Origin of the sequence: Chromobacterium vaccinii (assembly GCF_001855275.1) — a bacterium.
GTDB lineage: Bacteria > Pseudomonadota > Gammaproteobacteria > Burkholderiales > Chromobacteriaceae > Chromobacterium > Chromobacterium vaccinii.
The window spans coordinates 2802227-2815783 of record NZ_CP017707.1; the positions used below are offsets into that span (position 1 = coordinate 2802227).

Genomic DNA, 13557 nt, shown 5'->3' on the forward strand with positions numbered 1-13557 from the left:
CAGCGCCTCAATGCGGCCAGCAGGCGCTGGAGGAATCCGCGCCTTGCGAGTTCAACGCGCTGCGGATGCCGCCGTTGCCGACGCTGAAGCTGCTGCAGCTGGTATCGGCAGTCTGCAGGCCCGGACTGGTCGGCGTAGCCGTCAGCGTGTAGGCGCTGGCGCTGGTGGACGAGGCGATCTGCACTTGGTAATAACCGCTGGGAGACGCCGTGGTCACCGCGCAGGCAGCGTTGTTGTAGGCGAAATATTGCGAATAGCACTGCTCCATTTGCGCCTGCGCCGTATTCAACGCCTGCCAGGCGTCGCTGCGCCGCGATCGCTGCGCATAGCCGGTATACATCGGATAGGCGATGGTTCCCAGGATGGCGACGATCGCCAGGGTGATCATCAGTTCGACCAGCGTGAGGCCGCGCATGGGCCCTCTCCGCTCCAGGGGCTTGTTTAAAGGATTTGCCACCATCCGCTCCAGGAATAGTATTGCTGCGACGGGCTGCTGCTGGTGCAGTTGAGCTTGCCGTTGGCGCAGTTGTTGCGGCTGTTGCCGTTGCCGCCGCCCACCAGGATGCTGGCGGAGTAGCCGCCCTGGTTGGAAACCACGAAAGCCGGCGACGAGGCGAAGAAACTGCCCAGTTGCACCCCCGACAGCGGCTGCTGGCTGTAAACATCGTTGCCGTTGACCACCCCATCGCCGTTGGCGTCCAGGAAAGGCTGGGCCGGAGGGCCGCCCGTCGCGTAGCTGGACGCCATCAGGAACGAACTGCCGCCCGCGGTGCAGGGCGAGGACGACGGCGTGAACGTGGTGTACACCACGTTGCCGGCGAAAAGCTGCGGATTGGTCAGCACTCGGGCGCCGCTGCCGGCGAAGCCCAGCGTGTAGTACCAGCCGTACAGCGTCGGGCAGGTCCTGCCCACCACGCAGCTGAGCGGCGGATTGGGGCTCTGCCAGTTGTATTGCGTGGATGAGACCGTGGTGCTGGGGAAGCCTGACACGGATGTGGCGATCGCGGTCTCGGTCTGCTGCAGCAAGTTGGACGGCGTCAGGCCGGTGATGGTCATATTGTCGTAGACCGCGTAGAAGGCCTGGGTATTGGTGTTGGTCAGATCGGCCTGGGCCAGCAACTGGCCGGTGCCGAAGTACACCATCATGCCCTTCTGCTTGGGGAAGTTGGGATTCAGCGTCGCCACCGGCGCGGCGGTGATCGGCTGGTGGTTGCCGCTGCTGTCGGCAGCGGTGAACAACAGCCGCGCCGACCAGTTGGCCGGATTCGAGCTGGACACGTTGATCGCCCACAGATTGCCCTGCAGATCTCCAGCGTAGACGGTATCCACTGCCGCGCCGGCGTTGCCGCTGCTATTGACCGCCACCACTTCGGACAAGCCCTGCGGCGCGCTGCTGTTGCAGGCGGCCGGCACGGAAGCGCACAGGTCTATCTTGGCCAGCGTGGCGCCGGTCTGCGGGTTGACCGCGTAGAAGATCGCGTGATTGCCGCTGCTGGCGTAGCCGTTGCCGAACAGCACCGCGAAGGCGTTGGTCGCGCCGTTCAGCCGGGCGATGGTCGGCCGGCCGTAGGAATAGCCCATGCCGCTGTCGCTGAACTCCCACAGCGCGGCGTTTGCCAGCGCCGTTTCCGTGGTCAATGTGGAAGGCGAGGTGACGTCGAGCGCGTAAATGGTCTTGCCCCCGCCGCCCAGCCCGCCCACCAGCACCGAATGCCAGCTGCTGTCGGAGAACATCACGTCCCCCGCCTGGGGCGAACCATCGACGAAATAGAGGTGGTTGCTGTTGTACGAGGCGCTGGTCAGCTGGTACAGATTGGCGAACACGCCGTTGGGCACGAAGGCGAAGGCCTCGATGCCGGTATTGGCGTTGAAGGCGTGCACCATGCCGTCGTTGGCGCCGACGTAGAGCATCGGCGTGCGGCTGGCATTGTTGCTGATGAAGGTCTGGTAGCTGGTATCGATATAGGGGCCATTCGGCTTGGCCACATAGGCCGGCCCGCTGTCTATGATGTCGCCCAGCAGGTGGCTGCGGTTGCGGAAGCCGCCGCCATTGCGCGCCTCCTGGGAGACATCGCCGCGCAGATAGTTGACGCGGAGGCTGCCCTTGGTGTCCGAAGGCTGCAATTGCGACTGCTGCGTGCTGTTGATGCCGGTCACGCCGGTCGCCGGCCAGCGGAACGGCACGCCCTTGTTGTTCACTCCGTCCCAGGCGGCGATCAGCCTTGTGTTCTGCCAGCCGCTGCCGCTGGCGAGCGTGTCCACCTGGGTTTGCGCGCTCCAGCTGGCCGAAGTGCTGACGTTCAAGCCGCTGCTGCTGCCTAGCGTGTAGGCGGACAGGTCGCCGGTCCAGTCGCTGTACGGGGTGTCGCTGGGGTTGAAGCTGGCCAGGAAAGCCTGGGTGTTGGTGCTGAGCGTGGTGCTGTTCAACGCCACCGAAGCCTGGTCGTAGCTGCCCTTCTGGATTTGCACCAGAATCGCGCTCAACGCGTTGCTGAAGGCGGTCGGGCTGACCGCGGGGTAGTAGGAGCCGGTGTTGCCGGCCACCGCCATCGCGGTCAGCGTCTGCGCCGCCACCGGATTGGTGGCCGGCGCCACCCCCGCGCCCAGGCCTATCACATAGGTTTTGATGCCTGCGGTCGCAAGGGCCTGGATCTGGCTGATGGCGTCGAGCAACGCCTGGCTGTTGGTTCCGCTGGCATTCAGCGAGCCGTCGGCGTTGAAGCTGGCGGTCACGCCGTAGCCGGCGGCCGCGGCGCTGCCGACCGGAGGCCAGAAATAGCCGCTCTTGTCCTGGGTGGGCAAACCATCGGTGATCAACACCACATACTTCTGCGGCGTGCAGCCGCTGCTGGACGACGTGGTGGTGAAACTGGTCTGCGCCGTCTTCAACAGTGCGTAAATAGGCGACTGCCCCGCCGCCGACTTGATCTCCGTCGTGCCGGTGGAGTTGGTCTCCGGCTGCAGAAACGGCGAAAAGGTATTGTAGGCGCTGGTGATCTGGCTGGATGACGGGCTGCCCAGATTGGTCATCGCCACATTGGTGGTGGCGCCGCTGTACGACTGCGAGCCGCCATAGCCCCAGCCCCGCTGCACGTACATCACCTGGGGCGTGAAGGGTACGTAGCCGGCATTGGTGGGCGACGTGCTCCAGGAAGAGAATCCGCCCGGCGCCATCAGGCTGTAGCCAACCGATACCGAACCGTTCTTGTAGCTGTTCAGCGAGTAGTAACTGTAGGGATTGCTGGGACTGACCGTGCCGTAAGTCATGAACACCGGGTTCAATCCCGTGGTGTACAACACGTCGTTGATGTTGGCGTCATCGCTGGTGGCCGCCACCGTCATGTATTGGGCGCCGCTCACGGTCACGCCACTGAGCCCCAGGCTCAAGGCAACTGACCCGCAGTTGCTCTTCACCGTCGAAAGCGACGTGCCAAGCGACAGGTAGCCGTAGCAAGGATTGAGAACGGTGTCGGTGGCGCTGGTGGCGGTCGCCGTGTTGGTGAAGGAGAAGCCGCCCGGCGGCGACATGTAGTAAACCCAGGTCGTGTATAGCGAAGTGCGGCTGGTCTGGTAGGACAATAAGGAAAAATCGGTGGTGGCGAGGTAGGTGTTCAGTATCGACAGGATGCCGGCCTTGGCCACGTTGAGCCGCGACGGGCTGTTGTCGGCCAGTTGCCCGCCCGACAAGGTCGAGGTGTAGGGCTGCATGCTGCCGGCCGCGCCGCCGGAAATAGGCGGCGTGAAGTTGGCCGGCACCGGGTAATTGATGGGCGAGGCGGAGCTGGTCAGCCCACTGACCGCGCCGGCGCCAGTCAGCAAGGCCCCGCCGCGGCCGGTATAAGTAGTGGAAAAACCGTTGCTGCAGTTGGCGCTGCTATTGCCGGTGCCATTGCAATAGGTGATGGTGCTGCCGTCCATCGATTCCGAATTGGTCACCGCGATCACCACCTGCGGCCGCGCCGGCGTGCTGATGGTCAGCGGCACCTGGGAGATCGCCAGCGTCGCGGTGGAGGCGCCCCGCACCCATAAGGCCGCCAGCGTCAACCCGGCCAGCAGCGCGATGCTGCCGGCGATACGCGTCAAGGTTGTCCGGTTCGCCATATCCGCCTCACTGCGTGAAGATCGCCTGCACCACCACAGGACTGGCGCCGCTGCTGGTCGCCACTCGGGCGGTGACCCGGTAGTTGTTGCTGCCTGCCTGCAGGCCATAAATGCCGCGATTGCCGCAACTGACGCCGGCGCGGCACGAGGCTGGCATGCTCTCCACCACGTAGCTGCTGACGATGCCGGAAACCGCCGGCGTGCCGGCGTAGCCGCTTATCGTCTTGGTGTTGTCGCTCCAGAACGACGCGGTATACAGATTCTGCTGCCAGATCGGCGTCGCGCTGGCATTGAACTGGTAATAACCGTTGCTGCCGGAAACGGTGAAGCTCTGGCTGGCGAAATTGCCCTGCAGCATCGAAGCGTAGGCTTGACGCAACGTGCCTTCCGCCAGCTGCAGATTATTCTGATACAAGGCATTGTTGCTGGCCATGTGCAGTTGGCCCAACGACTGGCTGCTGCCCGCCAGGCCCAGAATCATGATCACCAGCATGAAAATCAGCGCGACGATCAGCACCACGCCCTTCTGCCCCGCGGGATAGGTTCGCAAGATCGTCATAGCCCGGCATTCCTCAGGGACACGGTCATCGTGTACACGTGGCGCAATCGGGTATCGCAAGGCACCACCACGGTGCTGCCCAACACCGCCCAACTGGTCTGATTCGCGCAACCCGAGCGCCCGCCCGCCGGCGCCGAACCCAACGGGCCCTCCAATAAGGCGGCTATCCTCAGGCTGTTGACCTGCGCCCAATTGCTGACCTGGGCTGCGGGCAGATACTGCGTGGTCACCCCCGGCGTGCTGCCGACGCCGTACCACACCTGCAAGGCATCCACCCCGGGCACTACCGGCGTCAGCTGCCAGCTGGAGGCTGTTCCGTCATATACCGCCTGATACAAGGCGCTCTGCGCGCCTGTCGCCTGCGCGACGAAATAGGCGGTTTGCGACAAAGGCACCGCCACCGAGCCCACCGGAAAATCCGTATCCAAAGCCTGCTTCAGATTGATCACGCTGCCGCTGCTGGCGCTGCCGACGCTATTGACTTGCAGAATCGACGAGTGCCCGCAATTGGATACCGCCAACAGGTTGTTGGCCACCACCCCGGAGGCCGCCAGCGTAACCAGGGCCGTGCTGCCGGCCGATGCGTAGGTATTGACCCACACCGGCGTCGTGCCATTCGTTTGCCCGGCGAAAACCAGCACATCGCTGCCCTGCGCCACTTTTCCTTGCAGGCTGCTATCCAGCGTCGGCGACCAATCGGTCAATGTGCTGTCGTTGTTGCCGTTTAGCGCGCTCAGCGTCAGCGTCGACGAGGCCAGCGTCGCGTCATAACCGATGACCGGCGAGTTGAAGTTGCTCAACAGGCCATTTGCCGCCACCAGCGCGTTGGAAGTGGTGGCGCCGGAGCAGCCAAAAAAGCCGGCAGAACGCGCCGTCTGCGAAATCACGCTGGACAAGGTCGCGCCGGCGTTCTGCAACATGCCCTGGCCGGCATTGGTGGAATAATCCTTGCGCCCGCCCACCATGATGCCGACCAACGCAGTCAGCAGCAGCAAACCGATGGTGATCGCCACCATCAATTCAATCAGGGAGAATCCAGACTGCGCTCGCCAAGCTTTCACATGATGGTCCTCACCGTCACGGTCTGCAGGCTGCCGCCGCTGACCGCATTGCCATCGGTCCACCAGATCTGCACCACGCGCTCGGTGCTGCCGCCATTTGTCGGCTGATAAACGCTGCCGGTGCCTCCAGGCAGATTGTTCTGCACATCGCTCAGCCACTGATACTTGTCATAAGTGGCCATCGTCGCCGCGTTGCACGCGGAAGTGACGCAATTGCTTTGCAGAGAGGAAGCCGCGGTGCCGGACGCCACATCGTAGTTGCCCACGCCGACCTGGGCTGAATTCGCACGCATCCGGTCAACCATATCGTAAGCGTATTGGGTGGCCATCTGCCGCAGATAAGCCGAGCCGCTGGCGCGTTCCGCATTCAGTATCACGGCGATGGCCGCCAGCACGCCCATCGCCAGCACCAGCAGCGCAATCAGCACCTCCAGCATGGTGAACCCCGCCGCCGGCCGCCTCAGTCCATTGCGCATGTCCATCCCCATTGCCCGGCCGTCATGGCCAGAATAGCCCCAGCCAATGACAAATGGCAGCAACCGCCGACAAAAGGACGGATAGCGACGATGGACGGCGATCAAACGCATCGGCTGGCAATCAGCCCAGCAGAAAGGCCAAAGCCCCGCCGGGGACCGGTCGGGGCTGGACGTCGCGCGATCCGCGCGCGCAAAGCACAAAGCCCAGCTCGTGTGAGCTGGGCTTCGTATGGGGCGTCTGGCGGTGTCCTACTTTCACATGGCGAATGCCACACTATCATCGGCGCTAAGGCGTTTCACGGTCCTGTTCGGGATGGGAAGGCGTGGGACCACCTCGCTAAGGCCACCAGACATAAACTGGCACAAACTGGAAGAAGCCTGGGCTGGTATTCAACCAACCCGCATATATTCGGTATTTGATGTACTTCGCACATCCACTCTCGTCGCCTAGCCTTGCTAAGCTACTCAAATGATAGGATCAAGCCTCACGAGCAATTAGTATCGGTTAGCTTCACGCCTCACAGCGCTTCCACACCCGACCTATCAACGTCCTGGTCTCGAACGACTCTTCAGGGAGGTCAAGCCTCCAGGGAAGTCTCATCTTCAGGCAAGTTTCCCGCTTAGATGCTTTCAGCGGTTATCTCTTCCGAACTTAGCTACCCGGCTATGCCACTGGCGTGACAACCGGTACACCAGAGGTTCGTCCACTCCGGTCCTCTCGTACTAGGAGCAGCCCCCGTCAAACTTCCAACGCCCACTGCAGATAGGGACCAAACTGTCTCACGACGTTTTGAACCCAGCTCACGTACCACTTTAAATGGCGAACAGCCATACCCTTGGGACCGGCTACAGCCCCAGGATGTGATGAGCCGACATCGAGGTGCCAAACACCGCCGTCGATGTGAACTCTTGGGCGGTATCAGCCTGTTATCCCCGGAGTACCTTTTATCCGTTGAGCGATGGCCCTTCCATTCAGAACCACCGGATCACTATGTCCTGCTTTCGCACCTGCTCGACTTGTCGGTCTCGCAGTTAAGCTACCTTTTGCCATTGCACTATCAGCACGATTTCCGACCGTACCTAGGTAACCTTCGAACTCCTCCGTTACACTTTGGGAGGAGACCGCCCCAGTCAAACTGCCTACCATGCACTGTCCCCAATCCGGATCACGGACCAAGGTTAGAACCTCAAACACACCAGGGTGGTATTTCAAGGACGGCTCCACTGAAACTAGCGTCTCAGCTTCAAAGCCTCCCACCTATCCTACACAAGTCTGTTCAAAGTCCAATGCAAAGCTACAGTAAAGGTTCACGGGGTCTTTCCGTCTAGCAGCGGGTAGATTGCATCTTCACAAACACTTCAACTTCGCTGAGTCTCAGGAGGAGACAGTGTGGCCATCGTTACGCCATTCGTGCGGGTCGGAACTTACCCGACAAGGAATTTCGCTACCTTAGGACCGTTATAGTTACGGCCGCCGTTTACCGGGGCTTCGATCAAGAGCTTGCACCCCATCACTTAACCTTCCGGCACCGGGCAGGCGTCACACCGTATACGTCCACTTTCGTGTTGGCACAGTGCTGTGTTTTTGTTAAACAGTCGCAGCCACCTATTCTCTGCGACCTGTCAAAGCTCCTCCCGCAGGGGATTCACCTCAACAGGCATACCTTCTCCCGAAGTTACGGTATCAATTTGCCGAGTTCCTTCTCCTGAGTTCTCTCAAGCGCCTTAGAATTCTCATCCTGCCCACCTGTGTCGGTTTGCGGTACGGTTCTTATGCAGCTGAAGCTTAGTGGCTTTTCCTGGAAGCGTGGTATCAGTCACTTCAGGTCCGTAGACCCTCGTCATCACTTCTCGGCCTTAAGGAGCGGCGGATTTGCCTACCACTCCAGCCTACCGGCTTAAACAGACTATTCCAACAGTCTGATGACCTAACCTTCTCCGTCCCCACATCGCACTGCATAAAAGTACGGGAATTTTAACCCGTTTCCCATCGACTACGCTTTTCAGCCTCGCCTTAGGGGCCGACTCACCCTACGCCGATGAACGTTGCGTAGGAAACCTTGGGCTTTCGGCGAGCGGGCTTTTCACCCGCTTTATCGCTACTCATGTCAGCATTCGCACTTCTGATATCTCCAGCATCCCTTACGAGACACCTTCACAGACCTACAGAACGCTCCCCTACCACGGACGCTTACGCGCCCATCCGCAGCTTCGGTTATCAGTTTGAGCCCCGTTACATCTTCCGCGCAGGACGACTCGACCAGTGAGCTATTACGCTTTCTTTAAATGATGGCTGCTTCTAAGCCAACATCCTGGCTGTCTGGGCCTTCCCACTTCGTTTACCACTTAACTGATCATTTGGGACCTTAGCTGGCGGTCTGGGTTGTTTCCCTCTTGACGATGGACGTTAGCACCCACCGTCTGTCTCCCATGCTCGCACTTTCCGGTATTCAGAGTTTGCCATGGTTTGGTAAATCGCAATGACCCCCTAGCCATAACAGTGCTTTACCCCCGGAAGTGATACATGAGGCACTACCTAAATAGTTTTCGGGGAGAACCAGCTATCTCCGAGTTTGTTTAGCCTTTCACCCCTATCCACAGCTCATCCCCTAGTTTTGCAACACTAGTGGGTTCGGACCTCCAGTGCGTGTTACCGCACCTTCATCCTGGCCATGGATAGATCACTCGGTTTCGGGTCTACGCCCAGCAACTAAAGCGCCCTATTCGGACTCGGTTTCCCTACGCCTCCCCTATTCGGTTAAGCTTGCTACTGAACGTAAGTCGCTGACCCATTATACAAAAGGTACGCAGTCACGGAACAAGTCCGCTCCCACTGTTTGTATGCATCCGGTTTCAGGTTCTATTTCACTCCCCTCCCGGGGTTCTTTTCGCCTTTCCCTCACGGTACTGGTTCACTATCGGTCGATCACGAGTATTTAGCCTTGGAGGATGGTCCCCCCATATTCAGACAGGATTTCGCGTGTCCCGCCCTACTTCTCGTATGCTTAGTACCAAGAATGCGTTTTCGTGTACGGGGCTATCACCCACTACGGCGGTCCTTTCCATGAACCTTCCACTAACGCAATCTCTATCACATACAGGCTGTTCCGCGTTCGCTCGCCACTACTTACGGAATCTCGGTTGATTTCTTTTCCTCGAGTTACTTAGATGTTTCAGTTCACTCGGTTCGCCTCCTCTGACCTATGTATTCAGTCAGGGATACCGCCTAAGCGGTGGGTTTCCCCATTCGGACATCGCGGGATCAAAGCTCTATTGCCAGCTCCCCCGCGCTTTTCGCAGGCTTACACGTCCTTCATCGCCTGTGATCGCCAAGGCATCCACCAGATGCACTTAGTCGCTTGACCCTATCATTTCAGCAGCCTAAACCACTAAAACAACAAGATGTGTTTGTGCGACGACTGCACCGCCCCTTTTGATATGGCGACGCAGCCTTAGATACAATCAAATACCCAAGATGACGATTTGTCCGCATGCAGAATTAACTGCATGCCTTCATCTCGCCGTCTCAATATATTCGGCTTCTTCAGTTTGTTAAAGATCGGGCGTTTATACAACGCAAACAGAATCAAACTTCTCAATTTGATTTTGTTTGCATTGAGTGGTGGAGGATGACGGGATCGAACCGACGACCCCCTGCTTGCAAAGCAGGTGCTCTCCCAACTGAGCTAATCCCCCTCTAAATCCGAAATACCGCGTTGCTTAGTCGCTCGTGTACACTTGTACACGTCGCTCCCGCGCGCCTTGTCTTTCGGCTTTATATCCGGGTGCCAATTCAGAACACCCAGAATGTAACTGGTGGGTCTGGTAGGACTCGAACCTACGACCCCTGCGTTATCAACACAGTGCTCTAACCAGCTGAGCTACAAACCCAGTTGACTTATGAAGTTGTGGCATCCACAACCTCATTTTGATCAAAACCAAGCGAATCAAGGCGGAAGGCGACGACGTGTAATTCAGTACACGAGGAGCTTTCCAACGCAGAGTCGCGCCGGTTTTCATCAAAATGCCCTTAACTTGAATAACCGATAGGCTGTAAGTGCTTGGCAATCGCCATTCTCTAGAAAGGAGGTGATCCAGCCGCAGGTTCCCCTACGGCTACCTTGTTACGACTTCACCCCAGTCATGAATCCCACCGTGGTAAGCGGCCTCCTTGCGGTTAGCCTACCCACTTCTGGTGAAACTCACTCCCATGGTGTGACGGGCGGTGTGTACAAGACCCGGGAACGTATTCACCGCAGCATGCTGATCTGCGATTACTAGCGATTCCGACTTCACGCACTCGAGTTGCAGAGTGCGATCCGGACTACGATCGGTTTTCTGAGATTAGCTCCACCTCGCGGCTTGGCAACCCTCTGTACCGACCATTGTATGACGTGTGAAGCCCTGCTCATAAGGGCCATGAGGACTTGACGTCATCCCCACCTTCCTCCGGTTTGTCACCGGCAGTCTCATTAGAGTGCCCAACTTAATGATGGCAACTAATGACAAGGGTTGCGCTCGTTGCGGGACTTAACCCAACATCTCACGACACGAGCTGACGACAGCCATGCAGCACCTGTGTTACGGCTCCCTTTCGGGCACCAAGATATCTCTACCAAGTTCCGTACATGTCAAGAGCAGGTAAGGTTTTTCGCGTTGCATCGAATTAATCCACATCATCCACCGCTTGTGCGGGTCCCCGTCAATTCCTTTGAGTTTTAACCTTGCGGCCGTACTCCCCAGGCGGTCAACTTCACGCGTTAGCTACGCTACCAAGGATTCAAACCCCCAACAGCTAGTTGACATCGTTTAGGGCGTGGACTACCAGGGTATCTAATCCTGTTTGCTCCCCACGCTTTCGTGCATGAGCGTCAGTGTCATCCCAGGGGGCTGCCTTCGCCATCGGTATTCCTCCACATCTCTACGCATTTCACTGCTACACGTGGAATTCTACCCCCCTCTGACGCACTCTAGTCGTGCAGTCTCCAATGCCGTTCCCAGGTTAAGCCCGGGGCTTTCACATCAGACTTGCACAACCGCCTGCGCACGCTTTACGCCCAGTAATTCCGATTAACGCTTGCACCCTACGTATTACCGCGGCTGCTGGCACGTAGTTAGCCGGTGCTTATTCTTCCGGTACTGTCATCCCCGCCAGGTATTAACCAGCGGGATTTCCTCCCGAACAAAAGTCCTTTACAACCCGAAGGCCTTCTTCAGACACGCGGCATGGCTGGATCAGGCTTGCGCCCATTGTCCAAAATTCCCCACTGCTGCCTCCCGTAGGAGTCTGGGCCGTGTCTCAGTCCCAGTGTGGCGGATCATCCTCTCAGACCCGCTACTGATCGTCGCCTTGGTGAGCTCTTACCTCACCAACTAGCTAATCAGACGTCGGCTGCTCGTATAACGTGAGGCCTTACGGTCCCCCACTTTCCCCCTCAGGGCGTATGCGGTATTAATCCGGCTTTCGCCGAGCTATCCCCCATTACACGGTACATTCCGACGCATTACTCACCCGTTCGCCACTCGTCAGCGGTGCAAGCACCCTGTTACCGTTCGACTTGCATGTGTAAAGCATGCCGCCAGCGTTCAATCTGAGCCAGGATCAAACTCTTCAGTTCAATCTCAAGCAAATTTTCTGGCACGCAAGTTCAAAGAAATAAACAAGTATCTCTTGTCTCTTGCAGTGCAAGTGTTCGGCTTTCGCCAAGCACTTACACCTATCGGTTATTCGTTCTGTTAAAGAGCAGTGCCGTCCGCCGCGTCGTCTTCACCGGAACCGTTTCGTTTCCGCTGCTTCGTTCGCTGCGTCAGCTGAGGAGACGAACTATACCTGCGCCCTCACCCTCGGTCAACAGGTTTTTTGAGAAAACATGGAGGTTTTATAAAAATAACGCACAACCAATTGATATTTAATAAATTAATTCATATAGATTTTTGCAGGATTTGCCTCTCGCCTTCAGAAATCGGGCTTTCAGCCTAAGAGGCTGCGTGCGAAAAATGAAAAAAGCCCCGATATTTCGGAGCTTTTCCCTAATGGATGCGTTTTTCGTGCTTATCCAGGCCGTAGCCCCACCTCAGCTGCGGTAGTCGGCATTGATCCGCACATACTCATAGGAGAAATCGCAGGTCCACACCCTTGCGCTGGCGGCGCCGCGTCCCAGCTCCACCCGCACGGTGATCTCGCTCTGGTTCATCACCGCCTGGCCCTGCTCTTCCTTATATAGGGGATTGCGGCCGCCTTCGCAGGCGACCAGTACGTCATCCAGATATAGAGAGAGGCGATCGACGTCCAGATCGGCGACGCCGGCATAGCCGATGGCGGCCAGCAAGCGGCCCAGGTTGGGATCGGACGCGAAGAAGGCGGTCTTAACCAGCGGCGAACGGGCGATCGCGTAAGCCACATCCTTGCATTCGGCCACCGAGCGGCCGCCGTTCACTTCCACGGTGATGAATTTGGTGGCGCCTTCGCCGTCGCGGACGATGGCCTGGGCCAGCTCGATGGCGACATCCAGCAGCGCCTGCTTCAACTGTTGATAAGCCGGCTGCTCCGCCGAGTCGATCAACAGCGCGCCGCTCTGCCCGGTGGAAATCAGAATGAAGCTGTCGTTGGTGGAGGTATCGCCGTCCACTGTGATGCTATTGAACGATTGGTCGGCCACCTCTCGCACCAGCAGGTTCAGCATCGGACGGGTGACAGCCGCGTCGGTGGCGACAAAGCCCAGCATGGTCGCCATATTGGGATGGATCATGCCCGAACCCTTGGCGATGCCGGTGATGGTCACCGCCTGGCCGCCGATATCCAACTTGCGGCTGGCGGCCTTGGCCAGGGTGTCGGTGGTCATGATGGCTTCCGCAGCCTCGGCCCAGTCGGCCTGGCGCAGCGTCGGCAACGCAGAGATGATCTTGTCGGCCGGCAGCGGTTCCAGAATCACGCCGGTGGAGAAAGGCAGTACCTGTTCGGTTTGCAGCTGGTCCCGCTCCGCCACCGCCCGGCAAACGGACAGTGCTCGCTCTCGCCCGTCGAAGCCGGTGCCGGCATTGGCGTTGCCGGTGTTGACCACCAGCGCGCGGATCTGCACCCCGGCGGCCAAATGCTCCTGGCACAGCTGCACCGGCGCCGCGCAGAAACGGTTGCGGGTGAACACGCCGGCGACGGTATTGCCCTTGTCCAGCTTCACCACCAGCACATCCTTGCGGCCCGGGGTCTTGATGCCGGCTTCGGCCACCAGCAGTTCGACGCCGGCGACCGGCGGCAACAGGCCGACTTGCGGCGGATTCAGATTCACAGCCATGAAACTCTCCAGCATTTACATATATGCGACGGATTGTATAAGAATTTCGCCATTCATGGCTGGGCAAA

The 13557-nt window shown here is 58.8% G+C and carries 6 protein-coding genes, 2 tRNA genes and 3 rRNA genes; all 11 read right to left on the reverse strand.

Features of this window, described 5'->3' with window-relative positions; genetic code table 11:
* Positions 1-7: 7 nt before the first annotated feature.
* The 11 genes from BKX93_RS12955 to argJ all read right to left on the reverse strand — a co-directional run bounded on the left by BKX93_RS12955 (position 8) and on the right by argJ (position 13489).
* Complete coding sequence (locus BKX93_RS12955; protein ID WP_052717724.1) at positions 8-415, reverse strand: type IV pilin protein; 408 nt, start codon at positions 413-415, stop codon at positions 8-10.
* Between the two features lie 26 nt (positions 416-441).
* The gene (locus tag BKX93_RS12960; protein ID WP_145929314.1) at positions 442-4083 is read right to left on the reverse strand and encodes a pilus assembly protein; all 3642 of its coding nucleotides are present in this window, start codon (positions 4081-4083) and stop codon (positions 442-444) included.
* A gap of 25 nt (positions 4084-4108) precedes the next feature.
* Positions 4109-4660 carry a pilus assembly PilX family protein gene (locus BKX93_RS12965; RefSeq protein WP_021475817.1) on the reverse strand — a complete coding sequence of 184 codons (552 nt, stop codon included), beginning with the start codon at positions 4658-4660 and terminating at the stop codon, positions 4109-4111.
* Entirely contained in the window at positions 4657-5721 is a 1065-nt protein-coding gene (locus BKX93_RS12970) for a PilW family protein (RefSeq protein WP_144408942.1), read from the reverse strand. Before BKX93_RS12970 ends, BKX93_RS12965 begins: the two co-directional genes overlap by 4 nt.
* Positions 5718-6197, reverse strand: coding sequence for a type IV pilus modification protein PilV (pilV, locus tag BKX93_RS12975; protein WP_186009420.1), 480 nt, complete (start codon positions 6195-6197; stop codon positions 5718-5720). The genes BKX93_RS12970 and pilV overlap by 4 nt, the downstream gene beginning before the upstream one ends.
* Before the next feature lie 236 nt (positions 6198-6433).
* A 5S ribosomal RNA gene (rrf, locus tag BKX93_RS12980) occupies positions 6434-6548 on the reverse strand.
* A gap of 123 nt (positions 6549-6671) precedes the next feature.
* Positions 6672-9562 (reverse strand): 23S ribosomal RNA (locus tag BKX93_RS12985).
* A 255-nt stretch (positions 9563-9817) separates the two neighbouring features.
* Positions 9818-9893: transfer RNA gene (locus BKX93_RS12990), tRNA-Ala, on the reverse strand.
* Between the two features lie 118 nt (positions 9894-10011).
* Positions 10012-10088, reverse strand: a tRNA-Ile gene (locus tag BKX93_RS12995).
* A gap of 191 nt (positions 10089-10279) precedes the next feature.
* Positions 10280-11815 (reverse strand): 16S ribosomal RNA (locus BKX93_RS13000).
* The 16S, 23S and 5S rRNA genes sit together here with 2 tRNA genes alongside, the layout of an rRNA operon.
* A gap of 456 nt (positions 11816-12271) precedes the next feature.
* On the reverse strand, positions 12272-13489 hold the full coding sequence (gene argJ / locus BKX93_RS13005; RefSeq protein WP_070980128.1) for a bifunctional glutamate N-acetyltransferase/amino-acid acetyltransferase ArgJ: 1218 nt from the start codon (positions 13487-13489) through the stop codon (positions 12272-12274).
* Positions 13490-13557: the final 68 nt, after the last annotated feature.